Source organism: Streptomyces sp. NPDC048389 (assembly GCF_040706335.1).
Lineage (GTDB): Bacteria > Actinomycetota > Actinomycetes > Streptomycetales > Streptomycetaceae > Streptomyces.
This window is the reverse complement of sequence record NZ_JBEZKP010000013.1, coordinates 112,151-134,333: the sequence shown is the minus strand read 5'-3', so window position 1 is coordinate 134,333 and position 22,183 is coordinate 112,151. Positions and strand designations below refer to the sequence as shown.

20 protein-coding genes and 1 riboswitch are annotated in these 22,183 nt (G+C 72.7%); of the genes, 8 read left to right on the top strand and 12 right to left on the bottom strand.

Annotated features, from left to right (window positions below; translation table 11 throughout):
• The first annotated feature begins 154 nt into the window (after nt 1-154).
• Nucleotides 155-2,224 (top strand): MDR family MFS transporter, encoded by a 2,070-nt coding sequence (locus AB0903_RS12965; RefSeq protein ID WP_366702004.1) that lies wholly within the window; start codon nt 155-157, stop codon nt 2,222-2,224.
• Nucleotides 2,225-2,243: 19 nt separating this feature from the next.
• On the opposite strand, the gene AB0903_RS12960 is transcribed toward AB0903_RS12965, so the two are convergent.
• Nucleotides 2,244-2,723, bottom strand: a complete 480-nt coding sequence (locus AB0903_RS12960; RefSeq protein ID WP_366701966.1) for a GNAT family N-acetyltransferase — start codon at nt 2,721-2,723, stop codon at nt 2,244-2,246.
• Between the two features lie 115 nt (nt 2,724-2,838).
• On the opposite strand from AB0903_RS12960, the gene AB0903_RS12955 reads away from it, so the two are divergent.
• Together AB0903_RS12955 and AB0903_RS12950 are read left to right on the top strand one after the other, a co-directional pair.
• Complete coding sequence (locus AB0903_RS12955; protein ID WP_366701964.1) at nt 2,839-3,480, top strand: hypothetical protein; 642 nt, start codon at nt 2,839-2,841, stop codon at nt 3,478-3,480.
• On the top strand, nt 3,480-3,953 hold the full coding sequence (locus AB0903_RS12950; protein ID WP_366701962.1) for a hypothetical protein: 474 nt from the start codon (nt 3,480-3,482) through the stop codon (nt 3,951-3,953). Before AB0903_RS12955 ends, AB0903_RS12950 begins: the two co-directional genes overlap by 1 nt.
• 14 nt (nt 3,954-3,967) lie before the next feature.
• Here the strand turns inward: AB0903_RS12950 and AB0903_RS12945 are convergent, their stop codons facing one another.
• Both AB0903_RS12945 and AB0903_RS12940 read right to left on the bottom strand, forming a co-directional pair.
• Nucleotides 3,968-4,300, bottom strand: a complete 333-nt coding sequence (locus tag AB0903_RS12945) for an antibiotic biosynthesis monooxygenase (RefSeq protein WP_366701960.1) — start codon at nt 4,298-4,300, stop codon at nt 3,968-3,970.
• 183 nt (nt 4,301-4,483) lie between these two features.
• Complete coding sequence (locus AB0903_RS12940; protein ID WP_366701958.1) at nt 4,484-5,155, bottom strand: O-methyltransferase; 672 nt, start codon at nt 5,153-5,155, stop codon at nt 4,484-4,486.
• A gap of 433 nt (nt 5,156-5,588) precedes the next feature.
• On the opposite strand from AB0903_RS12940, the gene AB0903_RS12935 reads away from it, so the two are divergent.
• A complete protein-coding gene (locus AB0903_RS12935) occupies nt 5,589-7,613 on the top strand; it encodes a bifunctional glycosyltransferase 87/phosphatase PAP2 family protein (RefSeq protein ID WP_366702002.1) in 2,025 nt (674 codons plus the stop codon).
• Nucleotides 7,614-7,665: 52 nt separating this feature from the next.
• On the opposite strand, the gene AB0903_RS12930 is transcribed toward AB0903_RS12935, so the two are convergent.
• Nucleotides 7,666-7,833: a hypothetical protein gene (locus AB0903_RS12930; protein ID WP_366701956.1), complete on the bottom strand. Its 168-nt coding sequence runs from the start codon at nt 7,831-7,833 to the stop codon at nt 7,666-7,668.
• Between the two features lie 686 nt (nt 7,834-8,519).
• On the opposite strand from AB0903_RS12930, the gene AB0903_RS12925 reads away from it, so the two are divergent.
• A complete protein-coding gene (locus tag AB0903_RS12925; RefSeq protein WP_366701954.1) occupies nt 8,520-9,356 on the top strand; it encodes a glutaminyl-peptide cyclotransferase in 837 nt (278 codons plus the stop codon).
• Nucleotides 9,357-9,413: 57 nt separating this feature from the next.
• Here the strand turns inward: AB0903_RS12925 and AB0903_RS12920 are convergent, their stop codons facing one another.
• The gene (locus AB0903_RS12920; RefSeq protein ID WP_366701952.1) at nt 9,414-10,658 is read right to left on the bottom strand and encodes a cytochrome P450; all 1,245 of its coding nucleotides are present in this window, start codon (nt 10,656-10,658) and stop codon (nt 9,414-9,416) included.
• 327 nt (nt 10,659-10,985) lie between these two features.
• Here AB0903_RS12920 and AB0903_RS12915 point away from each other — a divergent pair, with 327 nt between their 5' ends.
• The gene (locus tag AB0903_RS12915) at nt 10,986-12,155 is read left to right on the top strand and encodes a steroid 3-ketoacyl-CoA thiolase (protein ID WP_366701950.1); all 1,170 of its coding nucleotides are present in this window, start codon (nt 10,986-10,988) and stop codon (nt 12,153-12,155) included.
• A gap of 26 nt (nt 12,156-12,181) precedes the next feature.
• Here the strand turns inward: AB0903_RS12915 and AB0903_RS12910 are convergent, their stop codons facing one another.
• The 7 genes from AB0903_RS12910 to AB0903_RS12880 form a co-directional block, all read right to left on the bottom strand.
• Complete coding sequence (locus tag AB0903_RS12910) at nt 12,182-12,568, bottom strand: transglycosylase SLT domain-containing protein (protein ID WP_366701948.1); 387 nt, start codon at nt 12,566-12,568, stop codon at nt 12,182-12,184.
• 357 nt (nt 12,569-12,925) lie between these two features.
• Nucleotides 12,926-13,816 (bottom strand): ECF transporter S component, encoded by an 891-nt coding sequence (locus tag AB0903_RS12905; RefSeq protein ID WP_366701946.1) that lies wholly within the window; start codon nt 13,814-13,816, stop codon nt 12,926-12,928.
• Entirely contained in the window at nt 13,813-15,654 is a 1,842-nt protein-coding gene (locus AB0903_RS12900; RefSeq protein ID WP_366701944.1) for an ATP-binding cassette domain-containing protein, read from the bottom strand. Before AB0903_RS12900 ends, AB0903_RS12905 begins: the two co-directional genes overlap by 4 nt.
• Nucleotides 15,651-16,766 carry an energy-coupling factor transporter transmembrane protein EcfT gene (locus AB0903_RS12895; protein WP_366702000.1) on the bottom strand — a complete coding sequence of 372 codons (1,116 nt, stop codon included), beginning with the start codon at nt 16,764-16,766 and terminating at the stop codon, nt 15,651-15,653. Before AB0903_RS12895 ends, AB0903_RS12900 begins: the two co-directional genes overlap by 4 nt.
• A 320-nt stretch (nt 16,767-17,086) precedes the next feature.
• On the bottom strand, nt 17,087-17,746 hold the full coding sequence (locus AB0903_RS12890; protein ID WP_366701942.1) for an SCO2322 family protein: 660 nt from the start codon (nt 17,744-17,746) through the stop codon (nt 17,087-17,089).
• On the bottom strand, nt 17,746-19,002 hold the full coding sequence (locus AB0903_RS12885; protein ID WP_366701940.1) for a prenyltransferase/squalene oxidase repeat-containing protein: 1,257 nt from the start codon (nt 19,000-19,002) through the stop codon (nt 17,746-17,748). The genes AB0903_RS12890 and AB0903_RS12885 overlap by 1 nt, the downstream gene beginning before the upstream one ends.
• 145 nt (nt 19,003-19,147) lie before the next feature.
• A riboswitch (cobalamin riboswitch) is annotated at nt 19,148-19,220 on the bottom strand.
• 68 nt (nt 19,221-19,288) lie between these two features.
• Nucleotides 19,289-20,353 carry an MBL fold metallo-hydrolase gene (locus tag AB0903_RS12880; RefSeq protein ID WP_366701939.1) on the bottom strand — a complete coding sequence of 355 codons (1,065 nt, stop codon included), beginning with the start codon at nt 20,351-20,353 and terminating at the stop codon, nt 19,289-19,291.
• Between the two features lie 80 nt (nt 20,354-20,433).
• Here AB0903_RS12880 and AB0903_RS12875 point away from each other — a divergent pair, with 80 nt between their 5' ends.
• Nucleotides 20,434-21,894 (top strand): aldehyde dehydrogenase, encoded by a 1,461-nt coding sequence (locus AB0903_RS12875; protein WP_366701937.1) that lies wholly within the window; start codon nt 20,434-20,436, stop codon nt 21,892-21,894.
• Nucleotides 21,894-22,127, top strand: coding sequence for a ferredoxin (locus AB0903_RS12870; RefSeq protein ID WP_366701998.1), 234 nt, complete (start codon nt 21,894-21,896; stop codon nt 22,125-22,127). Before AB0903_RS12875 ends, AB0903_RS12870 begins: the two co-directional genes overlap by 1 nt.
• The last annotated feature ends 56 nt before the right edge of the window (nt 22,128-22,183 follow it).

The following is a 22,183-nucleotide window of genomic DNA, read 5'->3' as shown; positions in this document are numbered from 1 at the left end:
GTTCCCCTCCCCTTCGAATGCCGCCGATTATGCAGCCGCCCCTTACGACACCCAACGCCCCACCGGCATCAGCGCGCCTCTCGGCAGGCCATAAGCGGACAGAACCACCACGATGGGGAAGGAAACGCTGCGCCACCGGACCGAGGAGAACGGCATGGCCCAGGAAGTGAGCACCGCTCAGGCGGGGCCCGCCCCCGAGGGGCAGGCACGACGGACGGTCCTCGTGGCCATCGGCGCGCTGTTGCTGGGCATGCTGCTCGCCGCCCTCGACCAGACGATCGTCGCCACCGCGCTGCCGACGATCGTCAGCGAACTGGGCGGCATGGACCATCTGTCGTGGGTGGTCACCGCCTACATGCTGGCCGCGACCGCCGCCACCCCGCTGTGGGGCAAGCTCGGTGACCAGTACGGCCGCAAAAAGCTGTTCCAGACGGCCATCGTCATCTTCCTGATCGGCTCCGCCCTCTGCGGCATCGCCCAGGACATGCCTCAGCTCATCATCTTCCGCGCGGTCCAGGGACTCGGCGGCGGCGGGCTGATGGTGCTGTCGATGGCGATCGTCGGCGACCTGGTGCCGCCCCGCGAACGCGGCAAGTACCAAGGGCTGTTCGGGGCGGTCTTCGGCGCCACGAGCGTCCTCGGGCCGCTCCTCGGCGGCTTCTTCACCGAACACCTCACCTGGCGCTGGGTCTTCTACATCAACCTGCCCATCGGCGTCGTCGCCCTGCTCGTCATCGCCGCCGTGCTGCACATCCCGGTACACCGGACCCGCCACACCATCGACTACCTCGGCACCTTCCTCATCGCCTCCGTCGCCACCTGTCTCGTGCTCGTCGCGTCCCTCGGCGGCACCACCTGGGACTGGGGCTCGGCGCAGATCATCGGCCTCGCCGTCCTCGGGGCCGTACTCCTCGTCGCGTTCGTCGCCGTCGAACGCAAGGCGGCCGAACCGGTCCTGCCGCTGAAGCTGTTCCGCATCAGGACTTTCACGCTTGTCGCCGTCATCAGCTTCGTCATCGGCTTCGCGATGTTCGGCGCGATGACGTACCTTCCGACGTTCCTCCAGGTCGTCCAAGGCGTCTCACCGACCATGTCCGGCGTTCACATGCTGCCGATGGTGTTCGGCCTGCTGCTCACGTCCACCGCGTCCGGTCAGATCGTCAGCCGTACCGGCCGCTGGAAGGTCTTTCCCATCCTCGGGACGGGGATCACGGCGATCGGACTTCTGCTGCTCCACCAGCTCGAGCGGGACAGCTCCACCTGGCTGACGAGCACGTTCTTCTTCGTCTTCGGCGGCGGCCTCGGACTCGTCATGCAGGTCCTCGTCCTCGTCGTCCAGAACGCCGTCGGCTACGAGGACCTCGGCGTCGCCACGTCCGGCGCGACGTTCTTCCGCTCCATCGGCGCCTCGTTCGGCGTCGCGATCTTCGGCACGATCTTCACCAACCGGCTGGAGCGCAAGCTCGCCGACGCCCTCGCCGGGCAGCAGGTCCCGCCCGGCGCGGGACCCGCGGAGCTGGCCGCCGACCCCCGTGCCATCGGCGAGCTGCCGGCCGCTCTGCGTCCGTCGGTACTGAACGCGTACTCCACGGCCATCACCGATGTCTTCCTCTACGCCGTGCCGGTCGTCGTGCTCGCCTTCCTCATCGCCTGGTTCCTCAAGGAGGACAAGCTGCGTGCCTCGGTGACCGCACCCGAGCCGACGGAGACACTGGCCTCCAACCCCGTCGAGCGCTCCTCCTACGACGAGGTCGCGCGGGCCCTGTCGGTGCTCGGCTCCCGCGAGGGGAGGCGCCACATCTACGAGAAGATCACCGAACGGGCCGGCTACGACCTGCTGCCCGCTTCGAGCTGGCTGCTGCTGCGCATGAAGCGCCACGGCGTCGTCGAACCGGCCCTGCTCGCCGCAACCACCCCCGTACCGCTGCGGGCGATCACCGAGGCCGCCAGAGAGGTGGAGGGGCGCGGCCTCGCCCGCCGCGAGGGCCTCGGCCTGATGCTCACCGACGAAGGGGCGGAGGCGGCCGTCCATCTGGCGCAGGCACGTGAGGACTCGCTGGCCGAACTTCTCGGCGACTGGTGGGGCCCGGACCGGCCGACCGACCTCGTCCAGCTCGTCCACGAGCTGAACCTGGAACTGTGCGGTTCCGACGCCGAACGGCCGCACAGCCCCGAGCCCCGCCGCGACCACGAGGCCCCGCACGGGGGGCACCCCGTCGTCTGACCGCCTCGCCGGCCCCGGCTCAGAGATCCCTGCCGTACCAGATGTCCATGTACGGGCCCGAGCAGTACGCCGGTATCTCCTCGTAGCCGTGCCGGACGTACAGCGCCCGCGCCTCGACCAGGTCCAGGCGGGTGTTGAGCACCATCCGGCGGGCCCCGAGCGCGCGGGCCTCGTGCTCCAGCGATTCCATCAGCAGACCGGCACCACCGCAGCCGCGGACCTCGTGCCGCAGGAACACCCGGGTCAGCTCCGCGCGCTTCTCGTCAAGCATCAGCACCCCGCCGCAGGCCGCCGCCGCCCCGCCGTACCGGCCGACGACGAACCGGCCCGTCGGCGGGGTCAGCAGCTCCGCGCCGTCGTTCCCGAGCCCGTCGTCGACCTCTGCCGCGGTCGCGGGCCGGCCCCAGTAGCGGCTCGCCACATCGTGGTAGTACGCGCGCCGCAGCGCGGTGGCGTCGGGGGAGTCGAAGGGCTCGGCGGCCAGGGTCCAGACGGTCATGGGCCCTCTGTATCCCGGACGGTCGTTGTTCGGCCAACCAATTCCCGGTTACTCGCAGCTATGCACGCTCGCCGAACGCGAGCATCCGCCCAGGGTCGGACCCGGAAGGTGAGTCATGTCAACACCGACCACAGTTCTGCTCGTCGTCGCGGTCGTCGCTGCCCTTTCGATCGTCGCGGGCGCGCTCTACGCACGCCGCAGCAGTGGACTCGGCGGCGGCCGCAGAGCACTGCGCCGACGCTTCGGACCCGAGTACGAACGGGTCCTGGCCCGCCACGACGGCGACGCCAAGGCGGCGGACCGCGAACTGCAGGACCGCGTCCGGCGCCACGGAGACTTCATGCCCCAGCCGCTGGCGCCCGGCGTGCGCGAAGAGTACGACGCCGAATGGGCCGCCGTGCAGGAACGCTTCGTCGACTCTCCGCGCAGTGCGGTCGCCGAGGCCGGCCAGCTCCTCGGCCGCCTCGCCGCCGACCGGGGTTTCCCGGCCGCCGGCCGCTACGAGGAGCAGCTCGCCGCGCTGTCCGTCCACCATCCCCGCCACATCGAGGGCTACCGCGAGGTGCACCGTGCCGCACGCGCCGACTCCGGTACGAGCACGGAGAGCCTGCGCGAGGCGATGGTCGACGCGCGTGATCTCTTCGAGGACCTGGTCGCGGACCGTGCCGTGGACCACGGTCGTCACCGGCCCGGACACGGGCAGCGGCGCGGCCACGGGCGAGGACACATGCTGCGGCCGAGGGGGAGGGGTGCGTGATGAGGCACCGGCCCGGTGACGACGTGCCCCCGACTGCCGTCCCGCCCGGCTCCTTCGGTGCCGCGGGTGAAACCCACGCCCCCGCCACGCCGAGCGGGCGGGACGGCAAGCAGACCGCGGAACGCAGCGAACGCGGTGCCTCCCACTCGGCCCGGCCCGGGCCGGTGGACGAGCCGCTGAAGCCGGTCCTCGAACCGGACCCCGCTGCGCAGCCGCTGCTGCCGCCGGACGAGCGCGAACGGCTCGAACAGCGCCTGCAGCACGCGCTGGCAGGCTTCGTCGACGACCCCCGCCGCGCCGTCGAAGAGGCGGCAGGCATCCTCGACGACACCGGCGACCGGCTCACCGCGTCCCTCGCGGAGCACCGGCGGACGCTGCGGGAGTCCGCGTCCGCTGTCGCGGGCGACACGGAGGAACTGCGGATCGCGCTGCAGAGGTACCGCGAGACGACGGAGCGGCTGCTGCGGACCTGACCGGCGGCGGCCGGTCAGCCCTTCGGCGCGGCCTGCTGCACGACCTCGAACGACCACACGGTGGACCCGGTGGCGGCGGGCTTGGGACGCTCGCCGCCACCGCCCTGTGCGCCACCGCCCTGGTGGGCGGCCTTCATCGGCCCCTCCATCCACGCCTGGAACGCGGCCTCGTCACGCCACCGCGTGTACACCAGGTACTGGTCGGTCCCCTCGACGGGCCGCAGCAGCTCGAACCACTCGAACCCGTCGGAGCTCTCGACGGCACCGGCACGGGAGGCGAAGCGCTTCTCGAGAACCTCGCGCTGCTCGTCGGGAACGGTGAGGGCGTTGATCTTCACGATGCTCATACGGCCATCCTGCCCCACGCGGACGGAGCCGCCTTTCCCGCCCCGGGTGGTGGCGTGCCGCTCCCCGGGTGCCGCTCCCCTCCGGGCGCTGCTCCGCGCCCGCGTGTGCCGGCCGTGTCGGGCCCGGCCCCGCGCCTCGCCGCGCCACCGTCAGGCGAGGACCCGCGCTTCGCCGTACCACCGTCACGCGAGGACCCGCGCCACCAGCAGCCCGTCGTACCCCTTCGCCCCCACCGTCTGCACCGCCGTGGCGTCCAGCCGCGGCTCGCGTGCGACGAGTTCGAACATCTCCCGCGTCGCGACGATCGCCGGGTCCTCGCTCGACGCGTCGGCCACCGCCCCGCCGCGCACCACGTTGTCGACGACGATCAGGCTGCCGGGCCTGGTCAGGCGCAGCGCCCATTCGACGTAACGCGGGTTGTTGGGTTTGTCGGCGTCGATGAAGACCAGGTCGAAGGGGCCGGCGCCCGGTTCCGCCGCGATGCGCGGCAGGGTGTCCAGGGCCGCGCCGGTGCGGACCTCGGCGACCTTGTCCAGGCCGGCCCGCGCGAGGTTCGCGCGGGCGAGGTCGGCGTGGCCCGGGTCGTACTCGAGCGAGATCAGCCGGCCGTCCGCCGGCAGCGCCCGCGCCAGCCAGATCGTGCTGTAGCCGCCGAGCGTGCCGATCTCCAGTGCCGTGCGGGCGCCCTGTACACGGGCCAGCAGATGCAGGAGTTTCCCCTGGTTGGGCGCCACGCTGATGGCGGGCAGCCCTGCCGCGTCGCTCGCGGCGAGCGCTTCGGTCAGGGCTTCGTCCTGGGGGACGAGAAGATCGCTGATGTAGCCGTCGACGGCCTGCCACTGATCCTGAGTCATACGCGTAAACCTACGTTCACGGGCCCGCCACCGGTACCGCCTCGCGTGGTCCCACCCGTAAGCGCCACACCGTCGGAGCCACGGCGACCACCGGCGCCCCGGCTGCCGGTCACCTGAGCACGCGCGCGCGTGGCCCGAGTTCTTGTATGTTCCCCCGCATACCGTCTGTGACGGCGCCGTGGCACCAGCGGCAGCCGCCAGGACGGGACCGCCCGTTTCCCGACCGGACGACATGTTTCGGCCGTCGCATGGGGGCGGACGGGGTGACGGTCAGGCGAACAGGCGGTTCCGGGGGTCTTCTTCACGGGGCGGGCGGTGCGACGTTCTGCAGCCACCCTGCGGACACCAGAACTTTCAGACAACGCGACGGACGAACGGTGGGGAGGCTCGGCACGACGTGGCGAACGCGGAACCCGGCCCGCGCAGCGGTGCGGTGGCCACAGCAACGGCGGTGGATGCGAGGATCGGCACCGCCAGGGCCGCGCTGTGGCTCTTCGCCGCCGTCCTGGCCGTACGGCAGGCGGCGGCCGTGCTGACCCTGCCGCCCGGTGAGCGGCTCCTCGACCTGGGCTCCTGGACCGGGGAGAACGGCGTCCTGCACGTCCCCGGTTCCCTGTACGACGAGGGAAGATTCACCGGCACCCCGTTCACCGGGCTCGTACTCAGGCCCCTCGCCGGCTCCGCCGAGCAGGGACTCGGCGTCGCCTGGACCTTCGGCACCCTGCTGCTCGTGGTGCTGGTCGGCCTGGTTGCCGCCCGCGCCCTGCCGGCCCCGGTGTCCCGCCGCAGCACCGTGCTGGCCGCACCGGTCGCGATCAGCCTGCTGATGCTGTCACTGCCCGTCCGCAACAGCTTCCACCTGGGCCAGACCAGCGTCATCCCGGTCCTGCTGGTCCTCCTCGGCTGCCTCGCCGTTCGCGGTGAGCGGCCCGCCGGCCTGCTCATCGGCATCGGCGCCGCCCTCCAGCCGACCGTGCTGCTCTTCGCGCCGCTGCTGTGGTACACCGGCCGTCGCCGGGCCGCCGTGACCTCGGCGGGCACCTTCGCCGCCCTCTCCGCGCTCGCCTGGGCCGCGATGCCCGGCGACTCATGGACGTACTGGGTGCACCACGTCGCGGGCGCCGGGCTCGGCGAGAGCCCCGACAGCCTCGCGAACCAGTCCCTGCACGGCGCGCTCCTGCGCTTCGGTCTCCAGGGCGGACCCGAGATCGCCGTCTGTCTGCTGCTCGCGGCCGTCGTCGTCTTCCTCGGTCTGCGCCGTGCCATCCGTTACGCCCATGACGGACAACTGCTGCTGGCCGTCGCCCTCACCGGCTGTGTCGCCGTCGCTGTCTCGCCGACCGCCTGGCAGCACCAACTCCTGTGGGTGCTGCTCGCCGTCGCCGGACGGGTCGGCAAGCGCGCCTCGGACCGCATGCTGTGGCCCGTGCTCGTCGTCCTCGCGATCACGCTGCCGGGCAAGATGCTGCTGCCCAACGTCACGGTCCTGCACCCCGTGCGGGACAACGCGCTCCTCGTCGCCGCGCTCGCGGCGGCCTGCGCGGTGCCGTTCCTGCCGATCGGCTCGCCGCACTTCCGCCGCCCCGTCCCGACCGAGTACGCCGCACCGCTGCCCGCCCGCTGGGGCCGCGTGCCGCTGCTGCCGTTCTGGCGGCGCGTCCTCAGCCGCCCGAACCTGCTGCTCGAACTGCTGGTCATCAGGGTCGGCTACTCCGTCTACTCCCTCATCCGTGCCGCCGCGACCGGCAGCGTCGCGGCGGCCGAGGAGCACGGCAGGCAGATCCACTCCGCCGAGGCCGCGCTCGGCATCGACATAGAGCACTGGGTCAACCAGGCGGTGGTGAGGACGCAGTGGGCCGAAGCCTTCTTCGACTTCTACTACACGTCGTTCCACTTCACGGTCCCGCTGGCGGTCCTCGGCGTCCTCTACGTGCGCCGGCCGTCCGACTACCGCTGGGCGCGCACGTCGCTCGCGTTCGCGACGCTGCTCGCGCTCCTCGGTTTCTGGCTCTATCCGCTGGCGCCGCCGCGGTTGATGCCCGGGATGGGCTTCATCGACACGGTCCACGGCCCGCAGGATCTCGCCAACCCCGACTACGGCGCGATGACCGCCGTCACCAACCAGTACGCGGCGATGCCGTCCCTGCACTTCGGCTGGTCGCTGTGGTGCGGACTGGTGGTGGTGCTGCTCGCGCCCAAGTTGTGGATGAAGCTGCTGGGGCTGCTGCATCCGCTGTTCACGGTCTGCGCGATCGTCGCCACCGCCAACCACTGGGTCCTCGACGCGGCGGGCGGCGCGGCGGTCGTGGCGGCCGGTTTCGGTCTCACCCATGTGCTGGCGGGGCCGAGGCAACTGCTGGTCCCGGCGAAGTCGGTGCCGGCGGCGAGGTCGCACGCGGACGTGGGCAGCAGGGACGCGGACGGGGACGGCAAGAAGGTGACGGCGCAGAGCGCGTGAGCCCCGGCGGGTGCGGGCACCGGGTCCGCACCCCCGGGGTGGATCGTCGCGTTCAGCAATCGTCCGTCACTTCGGCCGGTTCCGCCACTTGGGCGACCTCGAACCAGACCGTCTTGCCCGGCCTCCCGTGCGTGATGTCCACGCCCCACTGGTCCACGAAGGCGTCCAGCAGCGCCAGCCCCCGGCCGGACTCGTCGTCCGCGCACGGCTGTTGGGGCACGGGCAGCGCGGCCGACCGTCCGACACCTCCACCCGCACGCCCTGCGGATGTCGCAGGATCGGCAATCCGCAACGTCGGCCGGGCGCATGACGCACGTGGTCGCCGTCCGCGACTCGAAGGACATCACCCGCCACGCCCTCCACGTCTTTCGCCCCGCGGTCGCCGTCTGCGTCGACTCGCTGCGGTGATCCGGGGCCTTTTCGGGCGAGGACGAAGACGTCGCGCAGCCGAACGGGCCGAGATCGAGATCCGGATCCCGGTCTCTGCGTCGCTCTGGACGAGCACCCGTTGGTACCCGGACAGCCGGGCGCCACCGACGAGGTGCGCGACGATCTGGTGCGCGCTCGGCGAGTACCGTGATGTGCAGGGTCGGGGCGCGCCGTGTGCCGCGCTCGACCAGGTGGGCGATATCCGGCAGCCCGGCCCTGATGCAGGACTCACGCGGTGTTCTGCCATGTTCTTCTGAACCTCCTTGGCTCGTGGCATCCCGTCCGGTTGAGAAGGAGAGCCCGATGCATCCCGACGTCGGCGACCGCGACCCGCAGAGTCGAAATCTCGCAGGATTCCGGGTGCCGCGGGGCAGCGCGTCGGCCCGGTCAGCGCGATGCGCAGGTGACGAGACGCCCCGCAGGCCCGGTGCCGCGCGCCGCCGGCGGACCGTATCGGGCACCTTCGCGCGGGGGCTGATGGCGGCGATGCTGGTCGGCGCGCTGCTGCCCGGCGCGGCCGGGGTCTTCGGCGCCGGCGGCCAGGACCACGCTGCGCGGCAAGCGGCCGTGCCGGACCTGGGGACACCCCTCGGCCCCGGCACGCACGAGGTCCGGATGCTGCGGACCGAAGTACGAAACACGCTCGCCCACGATCCGCGGGCCTTCACCCAGGGCCTGGAATTCCGCGGCGGGACGCTCTACGAGGGTACGGGGCTGGCAGGCGAGTCCTCCGTGCGCGCCGGACCGCCGGGCAAGCCGCCCACGGTGTACGCCGAGCTGCCGACGCCCTTGTTCGGTGAGGGCATCACCCTGACCGGTGACAAGCTCTGGCAACTCACATGGCGCGACGGCATCGCCGTCGAACGCGACCCCACCTCACTCGCGGAACGTCGCCGGGTCGCCTACCGGGGCGAGGGCTGGGGCCTGTGCCGGCAACGTGGCGCAGGGCAGAGCCGGCTGGTGATGAGCGACGGCTCCGACCGGCTCACCTTCCGCGACCCGGAGACCTTCAGAGCAACGGGCGGCGTCCACGTGCGTCGGGACGGCCAGCCCGTGACAGGGCTCAACGAACTCGAATGCGCCTTTGACGGTTCCCTCTACGCCAACGTCTACAAGACCGACACGATCGTGCGCATCGACCCCCGCACCGGCGCCGTCACCGCGCACATCGACGCAGCCGGGCTCCTGACGGCGGCCGAACGTCGCGGAGCCCGGGAACTGAACGGCATCGCAGCCGTCCCCGGTACCGACGAATTCCTGATCACCGGCAAGCTCTGGCCCCGCATGTTCCAGGTGACCTTCGTGCCGGGGTGAGCCGCCGCCGCACGCGGGCGCGACCGGTGACGGGACACGGATGGGGCCTCTGCCTGCTCAACTCCGGGTGACCCGAAGCTCCTTGATGCCGTTCAGCCAGGCCGAGCGCAGGCGGCGCGGGTCGCCCGCGAGGCGGAGGTCGGGGAGGGTGTCGGCTATCGCGTCGAAGATCAGGTTGATCTCCATGACCGCCAGGGACTTGCCGAGGCAGAAGTGCGGGCCGCCGCCGCCGAAGCCGAGGTGGGGGTTGGGGTCGCGGGTGATGTCGAAGCGTTCGGGGTGGTCGAAGACCGTGGGGTCGTTGTTGGCGGAGGAGTAGAAGAGGCCCACCCGGTCGCCCTTCTTGATGCGGGCGCCGCCCAGGACCACGTCCTGCGTCGCGGTGCGCTGGAAGGAGACCACCGGAGTGGCCCAGCGCACGATCTCCTCGGCCGCCGCCTCGGGTCGCAGCCGCTTGTAGAGCCCCCACTGCTCGGGGTGCGTGAGGAAGGCGTGCATGCCGTGGCTGATCGCGTTGCGGGTGGTCTCGTTCCCGGCCACCGCCAGCAGGATGACGAAGAAGCCGAACTCGTCGGAGGACAGGTTCCCTTCGCCCTCCGCCGCGACGAGCCGGCTGACGATGTCCTCGGCGGGGCACTCCTTGCGCGCCGCCGCCAGGTTCATCGCGTACGAGACGATCTCCATCGCCGCCTCGGTGCCGACCTCCTCGGTGATGGCGTACTCGGGGTCGTCGTACGCGGCCATCTTGTTGGACCAGTCGAAGATCTTGGACCGGTCCTCCTGGGGGACGCCGATGAGTTCGGCGATGGCCTGGAGCGGGAGTTCGACCGCGATGCTCGTGACGAAGTCGAAGCCGCCGTCCGGTTCCGCGCCGGATGCCGCCGTCTCGACGATGGAGCGCGCGCGGCGACGTAGCGCGGCCTCCAGGGACCGCACCGCGCGGGGCGTGAAACCGCGCTGGACGATCTGGCGGACCCGGGTGTGTTCGGGCGGGTCCATGTTGAGCATGATCAGCTTCTGGACTTCGATCTGGTCGCGGCTGATCGACTCGTTGAAGCGGATGACGGCCGTGTTGGCGTGGGACGAGAAGAGCTCGGGGTGCGTGGAGACGTGCCTGACGTCCGCGTGCCGGGTGACGGCCCAGTAGCCCTCGTCGTCGAAGCCGGAGATGCCGGCGGGCTGTTCGCACCACCAGACGGGCGCGGTGCGCCGCATCTCGGCGAACTCGGGGTGGGGGACGCGGGCCTGGAGGAGGTCGGGGTCGGTGAAGTCGAACCCTCGGGGGAGGTGGGGGCAGGACATCGGCAGCTCCCGCTTCAGCGTCGGTCGCGGTCGGGTGGGTTCCGGTGCGGGGCGGAGCGTCGCCCTGACGGGGCCGCCTGCCGGGTGGGCTGACGGTCCATCAGAAGGTGGCTGAAAGGTAATAACGGGTTCTACAAGTAGCAAGGCTCGCGGACGGAACTGTTGCGTGCGGGCCTCCCGGTAAGAGGCGTGCAAGACCCTTGCGTACCGGCGGTAGCACTCATAAGACTTCTGAAAGAACTAGAACGCGTACTAGTTCGAGAGTCTCCAGAGTTCGGCCCGTAAGGGCGCCGGGACGCCCGTACGGCCGCCAGAGAGGACGAGCTCATGGCCGCGGAACCCGTCATCGTCGAAGCCGTACGCACTCCCATCGGCAAGCGGGGAGGGCTGCTCGCCAACCTCCACCCCGCCTACCTGCTGGGCGAGACCTACCGTGAACTCCTCGGCCGGACCGGCATCCCCGCCGACTGCGTCGAACAGATCGTCGGCGGCACCGTCACCCACGCCGGCGAGCAGTCCATGAACCCGGCACGCACCGCCTGGCTGACGGTCGGACTGCCGTACGAGACGGCCGCCACGACCGTGGACTGCCAGTGCGGCTCCTCGCAGCAGGCGAGCCACATGGTCGCCAACATGATCTCGGCCGGCGTCATCGACATCGGCATCGGCTGCGGCGTCGAGGCCATGTCGCGGGTGCCGCTCGGCAGCGGGTCCAAGCACGGGCCCGGCAAGCCGTTCCCCGAGGAGTGGAACGTCGACCTGCCCAACCAGTTCGAGGCCGCCGAGCGCATCGCACGCCGCCGCGGGCTGACCCGGGAGGACGTGGACCGGCTCGGGCTGCTGTCCCAGCAGCGGGCGCAGGCGGCGTGGAGCGAGGAGCGCTTCAAGCGTGAGACGTACGCCGTGCAGGTGCCGACGACGGAGGAGGAGCAGGCCGCCGGGCAGGGCATGTGGCGCCTCGTCGACCGGGACGAAGGGCTCCGCGACACCTCGCCGGAGGCGCTCGCGGGGCTGAAACCGGTCATGCCGACGGCCGTCCACACCGCCGGCAACTCGTCACAGATCTCGGACGGCGCCGCCGCCGTCATGTGGGCGTCCAAGCGCATGGCGCGGGCGCTCAAGCTGAAGCCCCGTGCTCGTATCGTCGCCCAGGCGCTCGTCGGCGCGGACCCGCACTACCACCTGGACGGGCCCGTCGACGCGACGCGGGCGGTGCTCGGCAGGGCCGGGATGTCGCTCAAGGACATCGACCTCGTCGAGATCAACGAGGCGTTCGCGTCCGTGGTGCTGAGCTGGGCGCAGGTCTTCGACCAGGACCTCGAGAAGGTCAACGTCAACGGCGGCGGGATAGCGCTCGGCCACCCGGTCGGAGCGACGGGCGCCCGGCTCATCACGACGGCGCTCCACGAACTGGAGCGCCGGGACAAGGAGTTCGCGCTGATCACCATGTGCGCGGGGGGCGCGCAGGCGACCGGGACGATCATCCAGCGGATCTGAGGTCGTGGACCAGGCGCCGAGGGCGCTCAGTACCAGCCCTGGGCCTGCCAGGCGGACCAGGCGTCGCACGGACTGCCGTAACGGTCCTTCATGTAGTCCAGGCCCCACTCGATCTGAGTGGCCGGGTTGGTCCGCCAGTCGGCGCCGGCGGACGCCATCTTGCCGCCGGGCAGGGCCTGGACCAGGCCGTACGCACCGCTGGACGCATTGGTGGCGCCGACGTCCCAGTGGGACTCGTGGGTCACGATCTTGTCGAAGCAGGCGAACTGCGCGTGATCCTTGATGATCTTCTGGGCGATCGCCTTCGGTGAGCCGGACGGCGCGGCGGGAGCCGCCGAGGCCGTGGCCGGGTTCATGCCGAGCACCGCGCCGGCGGTGGCCGGCACGACGGCGGCACCGGTGAAAGCGGTCATGGAGCGGGGGCGATGCCGCGGAGGACGGGGCGCGACACGTGGGGATCCTGGCTTCGGGGGCGGGGCCGTCGCGACCGGGCAGGCCGGTACCCCGGGGAGGGGTTCCGGCCTGCCGGGTGGGCGCGGGCCGCTCCGTCAGGAGCACGGCGTTGCGCCTTGCGACCGGACCAGTCTTAGCGGCGCGTCCTGGGCGGTGCAACGACCCCGCTTACTAGTCGACGTCGCATTCGGGGCGGAATGTCCCTGGGGCTTGACGGGACGGTCCTCCGCAGGTGGGAGGGGGTGCAAGGGGGGGCCGGGAGTTGCCCCGCAGGCTACTGCCCCGCCTCGTACAGGCCGAAGGTCCCGTGGGGCGCCTCACGGGCGCGGGGTCCCGCGAGCCTCCTCGAAGGTGACCTGCGCCTCCTCGAAGGCGACCGGCGCCTCGAACGCGGCCCGCCGCGTCGCCCGCCGCAGCGCCTTGAGAAGCGTCCCTCCCAGGGTGAGCGTCAGGACGACGGTCAGGACCGCACGGCCGAGGTCCCAGCCGAGGGAGGTGGCCGCGCAGTACGCGACGAAGCGCACCAGGTTCTCGTGGAGCGGGTCCCCGGGGTGGAACGAGATCCCCGACGACATGCCCGTGATGATCGTCCAGCCGTGCAGATTCATCACCGTGCCGTACGCGAAGGCCGCGAGCGCCCCGTACGCGGCGAGCATCAGCAACTCCGCCCGTCCGCGGACGCGGTGGGCTCCCGGCAGCAGCCCCGCGCCCATCGTGAACCAGCCCATCGACAGCATCTGGAAGGGCATCCAGGGGCCGACGCCGCCCGTCAGCAGCGCCGACGCGAACATGGTCACCGACCCGAGCACGAACCCGAAGCCCGGGCCGAGGACCCGCCCGCTGAGCACCATGAGGAAGAACATGGGCTCCAGCCCCGCCGTCCCCGCGCCCAACGGCCGCAGCGCCGCCCCGACCGCGGCCAGCACGCCCAGCATCGCCACCGCCTTCGCGTCCATCCCGCTGTCGGCGATCGTCGCGACGACGACGGCCACCAGGAGCGGGAGCAGCGCGGCGAACAGCCACGGCGCGTCACCGGCGTGTGCCGCCAGGCCCGACTGCGCGTCGGCGAGCAGCGGCCAGCCGAAGAAGGCGACACCGATGCCGCTGATCAGGACCAGCGCGGCGACGGAACGGGGGCCGAGGCGTACGGGGCGGTCAGTGCTCCAGGTCTTCTTCGTCGGCTTCTCGGGCTTCTTCGCCTCGCTCACGGTGTCGTCTCCAGGGCCGCCTCGACCTGCGCGACCGTCAGCCACTGCTGCGGCGCGAGCACCTTGGCGACCTGCGGGGCGAACGCGGGGGAGGAGACCACGACCTCGGCCGTCGGGCCGTCGGCGACGACCTCGCCGTCGGCCAGGATCACCACCCGGTGCGCCAGCTCGGCCGCGAGCTCCACGTCGTGCGTCGCCATGACGATGGCGTGCCCGTGGCGGGCGAGGGCCTGCAGAATCCCCACCAGCCGCGCCTTGGTCGCGTAGTCCAGGCCGCGGGTCGGCTCGTCGAGGAGCAGGAGCGGCGGACGGCCGGTGAGGACGATCGCCAGCGCGAGAGCCAGCCGCTGCCCTTCGGACAGGTCACGGGGATGGGTGCCGTCCGGGACGCCGGGGAGCAACTCGCCGACGAGCGCGCGGCAGGTGCCGGGCGCCGCCTGCGCGTCGGTGTCGGCCGCCGCGCACTCGGCGGCGACCGTGTCCGCGTAGAGCAGGTCACGCGGCTCCTGCGGGACGAGCCCGACATGGCGGATCAGGTCGCGGGGGCGCGTGCGGTGGGGAGCGCGGCCGTCGATCTCCACCGCGCCGCTCGTCGGCTCGATCATGCCGACGAGCGTCGACAGCAGGGTCGACTTGCCGGCTCCGTTGCGGCCCATGAGAGCGACGGTCTCGCCCGGCGCGACCTCCAGGCCGACGTCCCGCAGCGCTTCTGCGCGGCCGCGGCGGACGGTGAGGCGGGTGGTGGTGGCGACGCTGCCGGTGGCGTGTGCGGGGGGCGGGGCGGGTGCGGGGGTGGGGCGGCGGAGGCGGGCGAGCAGGCGGCGGGCGGGGCCGTGGCCGCTGCGCGGGGCTGCGCCCCTCCCCGCCCCTTCCCGAAGCGAGGGCTTCGCCCCGGACCCCGTTTCGGGGGCTCTGCCCCCGGACCCCCGCGCCTCAAACGCCGGCGGGGCCGGTGGCTCGGGTGCCGGCGGTGCAGGGGGCGGCGTCCCGCCTTCCGGAAGAGGCTGTGCGGGGGAAAGCCCCTCCAGCCGCTCCCGCAGCGAACCGGCGCGCCGGCGCGCGTCCCGCACGGACAGCGGCACCGGTGCCGCCCAGCCCGCCGCCCGTGCCAGCGCCACCACCGGAGGGTGGACCGGGGAGTCGGCCATGACCGTCGCCGGATCACCGACGACCAGCCGCGCGCCGCGCGCCGGCAGGAGAACGACCCGGTCCGCGTACTGCACGACCCGCTCCAGGCGGTGCTCCGCCATCAGGACCGTCGTGCCGAGGTCGTGGACGAGCCGCTGCAGCACCGCCAGTACCTCCTCCGCCGCCGCCGGGTCCAGCGCGGACGTCGGCTCGTCGAGTACCAGGACCTTAGGATGCGGGGTGAGCACCGAGCCGATCGCGACCCGCTGCTGCTGGCCGCCCGACAGCGTCGCGATCGGCCGCTCCCTCAGCTCCGCCAGGCCCAGCAGGTCGAGCGTCTCCTCGACCCGGCGGCGCATCACGTCCGGAGCGAGGCCGAGCGACTCCATGCCGTACGCAAGCTCGTCCTCGACGGTGTCGGTGACGAAGTGGGCCAGGGGGTCCTGGCCCACCGTGCCGACCACGTCCGCCAGTTCGCGGGGCTTGTGGGTACGCGTGTCACGGCCGTCGACCGTGACCCGGCCGCGCAGCGTGCCGCCCGTGAAGTGCGGGACGAGCCCCGACACCGCGCTCAGCAGCGTCGACTTGCCGACGCCCGAGGGGCCGACGAGCAGCACCAGTTCGCCTTCGGGAACGGTGAGATCGATGTTCGCCAGTGTGGGCTCTGCGGCGTCGCCGTACGTCACGGACACGTTCTCGAAGCGGATCACCGGGTCGACTCCTTGGCTCCTACGGGGACCGGCGCCACGAACGCCGGCAGCAGGCCGATCAGCACGGACAGCGCGGGCCACAGCGGCAGCACGGGCGCCGTCAGCGGTACGACGCCGGGGTGCAGCGCCTCACCCCCGTACGCGGCGGCCCGGATCACCAGCCCGGCCACGGCCACGCCGGAACCGGCCACCAGCCAGGCCCGCCCGCCCCACCGGTCGGGACGGTAGCGGGTACGGACGGAACGCCGGCCGCCCAGCCACAGGCCACCGGACGCCGCGACGAGGCCCGCTGCCAGCAGCGGCACCCCGTACTCGGCGCCCTCGGCGGCGAGCAGACCGTACGACCCCGCGCACACGCCCAGCAGTCCGCCGAGGGTGAGCACGTTCGTGGTGCGGCGCACGGCGGGCGGGACCTGGGCGGTGCGCCCGTATCCGCGGGCGTCCATGGACGCGGCGACCGCGACCGAACGCTCCAACGCGCCCTCCAGGACGGGCAGTCCGATCTGCGCGACCGCCTTGACGCCGCCGGTGGGGCGGCCGCGCAACCGGCGGGCCGTGCGCAGCCGGAGGACGTCGGCGACCATGTTCGGCGCGAAGGTCATCGCGACGACGACGGCCACGCCCGCCTCGTACAGGGCGCCCGGCAGCGACTTGAGGAGCCGCGCAGGGTTCGCGAGCGCGTTGGCGGCGCCGAGGCAGATGAGGAGCGTCGCGAGCTTGGCGCCGTCGTACAGGGCGAAGACGATCTGCTCGGCGAAGACGCGGCCGCCGATCCTTGTCCCGTCCGCCCAGCCGGGCACCGGGACTTCCGGCAGGGCGAACAGGACGTGCGTACCGCCGATGGGGGAGCCGAGGACGACGGAGAAGGCGACGCGTACGGCGATGACGGCGAGCCCCAGCTTGACGAACGCGCCGTAGGAACGGGCCCAGGGCGCGTCCGTGCGGCGGGCCGCGACGACGTGGCCCGCGACGCCGACGAGCAGGCCGAGGAGGAGGGGGTTGGTGGTACGGGAGGCGGCGACGGCGAGACCGAGCGCCCAGAGCCACCAGGCGGTGGCGGGGAGGGCGTTGGCGCGGGTGGCCGTGGGGGGACGAAGGGCGCGCAGGCGCAGGCGCGGGGGCGTGGTCGCGCGCGGTGGGGTCGTGCGGGTGGGGCCGCTGCGCGGGGCTGTTCCCCTCCCCGCCCCTTCCCCGGACCGGGGCTCCGTCCCGGGCCCCGGTCCGGGGGCTCCTGCTCCTGGGCCCGGCGGCCCGGGGGGACCCACACCGGATCCCCGCGCCCCAACCGCCGGCGGGGCCGGGCGGGGCGTCCCGTCCGCGGCCGGGGTTTGGGGCTCCCTTGGCGCGGGCGGGAGCGTGCGGGGCGCCGATGCCTCGGCCGCGGGCGGGGTTTGGGGCTCCCCCGGCGTCGGCCGGGGGCCGTGGTCGGAGGTCATCGCCTGCGACGGCGGGACTGCCAGGCCGTTGCCGCCGCCAGAACCAGGATCGCCGCGATGCCCGCGTAGACGCCGACCGAGGGGCCGGTGCCGTTGTCGTCGTCCGTGCCCGCCTCGGTGGCCTCGGTGGCCTCCGGCTTCGCGGCGGACTCGAAGACCTGTTCGCCGCAGCCCGACGTCGGGTAGCCCGAGATCGCGCACAGCAGGGCCTGGCTGTTGTAGCGCAGCGGCTTCGCGACCTGTGCCAGGGCCTCGGCCGTCGTCGCCGCCTCGTCGACCTGCGCGCACGCCGAGCGCCGCTCGGGCGGCGTCTCGCCCCCGGGGGCGTCCGTCGTCGTGCCGGGGTCGATGACGAGAGCGATCCTCTTGGTGCCGTCCTTCGCGGGCGTCTTCGCGCAGATCGCCTCGAAGTCGGGTGCCGTGCGCGGCTTCGCGGAGTCCCCGCTGTCCTCGCTCACCGAGAAGCGGAAGCCGTGCACGGACCCGTCGGCGGGGCGTGCGGTGGCCGGGCCCTCGGTGGCGTACGCCCACCGGCCGTCGGTGCTCTGCCAGAACGACCAGTAGCGGTAGCCCGCCGCTTGGGCGGGGGCCGCGACCAGCACGGTGAACAGGGCGCCGAGGCCGAGGAGTACGAGGAGGCAGCGGGTACGTCGCATCAGCTCTGGTTCTTCCTGCGGCCGCTGAGCAGGAAGCCCGCGCCCACGGCGGCGACGAAGAGCACGCCGACGATCCACCAGTTGGTGAAGGAGGACGAGTCGTCGTCCGCCTTCGTGTCGTCCTTGCCGGCCTGCTCGTCGCCCTTCGCGGCCGGTGACTTCGCCCCTGCCGCCTGCGGCGCCGGGCCGGTCGCGGACAGCGCGGCGACCAGGTCCGTGCCGCCGAAGTCCTTCGGGTCGGCGCCGGCCGCCCGCGCGGCGAAGATCAGCTGGGCGTAGGCGGCCGGGCCGTTCTCCTTCGCCCACGCCGCCGAGTTCTTCCGCAGCCACTCGAGCGGCTTCTCCGCCTGCTCGGCGCGGCCCTGCACGGAGAGCGCCACCACCGCGTCGGCGGTGTTGCCGAAGTCCGGCTTGGGGGACGAGTCGTCGGCGCCGGGCATCGGCGGGGTGTCGAAGTGCCCGGTCTTCGCCAGGCCGTTCGCGAGGTACGCCGCGCCGTTGTGCGCGGCGCCGTCGAGGGTCGTGGCCTTCTCGCAGTCCGTTCCCTTGACGTCCCCGGCGTCGCCGCCGGTCGCCGCCAGGCCCTTGCCGTGGGAGGCGAGTACGGCGGCGGCCGTGGAGTCGGCGACCATGCCGGGGGACTCCACCTGGTAGACGAAGGCGCCGCCGTCCTCGCCGCCGCACGGCTTCGCGAACGTCAGCAGTGCGTCGTAAGGGGTCTTGCCCGCCGGGGACTTCGCGTCGGCGGGGCGTTCACCGGCGGCGGCCAGCGCGCCGATCACGAGGGAGGTGGAGTTGGCGTCGCTCGCGCCGCCGGGGTTGTAGCCCCAGCCGCCGTCCTCGTTCTGGACGGACTTCAGCCAGTCGACGGTCTTCTTCACGGCGGCGTCCTGCCCGCCGAGCGCGGCGAGCGCCTGCACGGCGGCACCACTGGCGTTCGTGTCGAGCGGCACTGCGGCGTCGCAGCCCTTCGCCGTGTCGGCGCGGTACGAGGGGAAGCCGCCGTTCGCGCACTGCTGCCCGGTCAGGAAGGTGACGGCCTCGTCGGCGGGCTTCACGCCCGCCGTGTCCTGGGCGAGCAGCGCGAGGGACTGGCGCCAGACGCCGTCGTAGGTCGGGTCGCTCTTGCCGTAGAGACCGCCGGGCAGTTCGCTGGACGGTGCCGGGGAGGGGGCGGCGAGGGCGGCGGGCGCGGCGGTCAGGCCGAGCACGGCGGAGGCGACGAGCGCGGCTGCGCAGCGGCGAAGGGTGGTCATGGCGGGGCTGTGCCTCTCCTGCGGTACTCCCGGCGGGGAGCCGGGCACGGGCACGCTCACGCACCTGGGCTCCGGCTCCGTATGCCTCGACGGTGCCGGTCACCGGCGGGCTGCCGGTGACACGAGCCGGTCACGACCGCGCACGGGGCATTCCGACTTGCCACTTCTGGAGTGGTTCACGGCTGCGGGATCAGTGCCGGATTCGCACCGGCTTCCCCCCGTACGGGCAATGATGACGACGCCGACACTCTACCGGCCCGTCGCACATGTGAACGTGGGGCGCTGGTCACAGGGCCACGTACCGGGCCGGCTCCCCGCCCGGCGCGACCTCCGCCCGGCCCAGCTTCACCAGCCGCCGCAGATGGGACTCCGCCTCGGAGACCGCGATGGTGCGCGAGCCGTAGGGGATCTGCCCCCAGGGCCTGTTCCACTCCATCCGCTCCGCCACCTGCCACGCCGTTCGCGGCTCGGCCAGCAGCGTCAGCAGCCCGGTGAGGCGCTGCTCGTGGTGGGCGAGCAGTTCCCGTACCCGGTCGGCGGCGCCGGTGAAGGCGTGCTGGTGGGCGGGGAGGACTTCGGCGGGGGCCAGGCGGCCGACGCGTTCCAGGGAGTCGAGGTAGTCGCCGAGGGGGTCGGTGACGGTGGCGTCGTCGGGATCCTCGTAGAGGCCGATGTGCGGGGTGATGCCCGGCAGCAGGTGGTCGCCGGAGAAGAGGCGGCCGTTGCCGGGGCGGCCCCCCGGGTGGGCCTCCTCCAGATGGAGGCAGACGTGGCCCGGGGTGTGGCCGGGTGTCCACACGGCCCGCAGTCTGCGGCCCGCGAGGTCGAGCAGTTCGCCGGGGACGATCTCCCGGTCGGGGAGTGCGGGGCGCATCCCGGGCAGTCCGCCTGCGCTGCCCGAGGCGCGTGCGGCGCGCAGCGGTGCGATGTGTGCCTCGGGCGCTCCGGCGCGCTCGAGTTTGGAGGCGAGGTAGTCGAGCCACAGGCCCGGTTCCGCCTCGCGGGTGCGGCGGACGACGGTGGCGTCGGCGGCGTGCATCGCGATCCACGCACCCGACGCCTCACGGACGCGGCCGGACAGGCCGTGGTGGTCCGGGTGGTGGTGGGTGACGACGACGCCGTGGATCTCTGCGGGCGAGGTGCCGCAGGCGGCCAGGCCCGCCGTGAGCGCCTCCCAGGCGGCCGGGTCGTCCCAGCCGGTGTCGACGAGGACCGGCCCGCGGTCGGTGTCGAGGAGATGGACCAGGGTGTGCCCGAGCGGGTTGTCCGGGATCGGGACGCGCAGCGAGTGCACGCCGCCACCGTGGTCGTGGGCGAGCGGTACCGGGTCCTCGTCCGTCGTCGGCGCCATGCCCATTGCCCCCTGTAACTGGAACTGGTATCAGTTCTGAAACTGTGTCAGATAGCGTGCTCCGGCGGGAGGCAGCAGTCATGACCGAGCTCGTGGAACACGGAGAACTGTTCATCGGCGGCGAGTTGACGGCTCCGCTCGGCACGGACGTGATCGAGGTGATCTCCCCGCACAGCGAGCAGGTCGTCGGTCGCGTCCCGCACGCCGCGCCGGCGGACGTCGACCGTGCCGTGGCGGCCGCGCGCCGGGCCTTCGACGAAGGGCCCTGGCCGCGGATGACGCTCGACGAGCGGATCGAGGTCGTCGGCCGGATCAAGGACGCGATCGCCGTACGGCACGAGGAGATCGCCCGGACCATCAGCACGCAGAACGGCTCCCCGTACTCGTGGAGCGTCCTCGCGCAGGCGCTCGGCGCGATGATGGTGTGGGACTCGGCCATCACCGTCGCCCGCGACTTCACGTACGAGGAGCGGCGCGCCGGCGTCCTCGGCCCGATCCTGGTGCGGCGTGAGCCGGTGGGCGTCGTCGCGGCCGTCGTGCCGTGGAACGTGCCCCAGTTCACCGCCGCCGCCAAACTCGCGCCCGCGCTGCTCGCGGGCTGCACCGTGGTCCTCAAACCGTCGCCGGAGACACCTTTGGACGCATACCTCCTCGGTGAGATGGCGAGCGAGGCGGGGCTGCCGGAGGGGGTGCTGTCGATCCTGCCCGCGGGCCGGGAGGTCAGCGAGTACCTGGTCGGGCACCCGGGCGTCGACAAGGTGTCCTTCACCGGCTCGGTCGCGGCGGGGCGCCGCGTCATGGAGGTCGCCTCCCGCAACCTCACCCGCGTGACACTGGAGCTGGGCGGCAAGTCGGCGGCCGTGATCCTCCCGGACGCCGACCTCGGCGCCGCAGTCGCCGGGATCGTCCCGGCCGCATGGATGAACAACGGCCAGGCGTGCGTGGCCCAGACCCGTGTCCTCGCGCCGCGCAGCCGCTACGACGAGATCGCGGAGGCGTTCGCCGCAGCGGCCTCCGCGCTCGTCGTCGGCGACCCGCTCGACGCGGCCACCCAGGTCGGCCCCCTCGTCGCCGAGCGCCAGCAGCGGCGCTCGCTCGACTACATCCGCATCGGACAGGAGGAGGGCGCCAAGATCCTCTGCGGCGGCGGCCGCCCCGCCGGCCAAGAGCGCGGCTGGTACGTCGAGCCGACCCTGTTCGGCGGCGTCGACAACGCGATGCGCATCGCCCGCGAGGAGATCTTCGGACCGGTGGTCTGCCTGCTGCCGTACGGCGAGGAGGACGAGGCCGCAGCGATGGCGAACGACTCCGACTACGGCCTGAGCGGCAGTGTCTGGACCTCCGACGTCGAGCACGGCATCGACTTCGCCCGCCGGGTGCGGACCGGCACCTACAACGTGAACACCTTCAGCCTCGACATGCTCGGCCCCTTCGGCGGCTACAAGAACAGCGGCATGGGCCGGGAGTTCGGCCCCGAGGGGTACGGCGAGTACTTCGAGCACAAGATGATCCACCTGCCCGCCGGCTACGGGAGCGAATGATGGGCGACCGCTGGCACATCGAGGTGGACCGCAGCGTGTGCATCGGCTCCGGCATGTGCGTGGGCCACGCCCCCGACTCCTTCGACCTCGACTCCGCCCGCCAGTCGCACGCGCGGTCCACGACGGCCGACGCGGGCGAGAGGCTGCTGGCGGCGGCGGAGAACTGCCCGGTCGAGGCGATCACGCTGACACTGGCGGACAGCGGCGAGACCGTCTTCCCGCCGGAGGAGTGACCGGTTCACCTTCCGTCGGAGGGGTGACGGGTGCACCCTCCCGCCGGAGAAGCGAC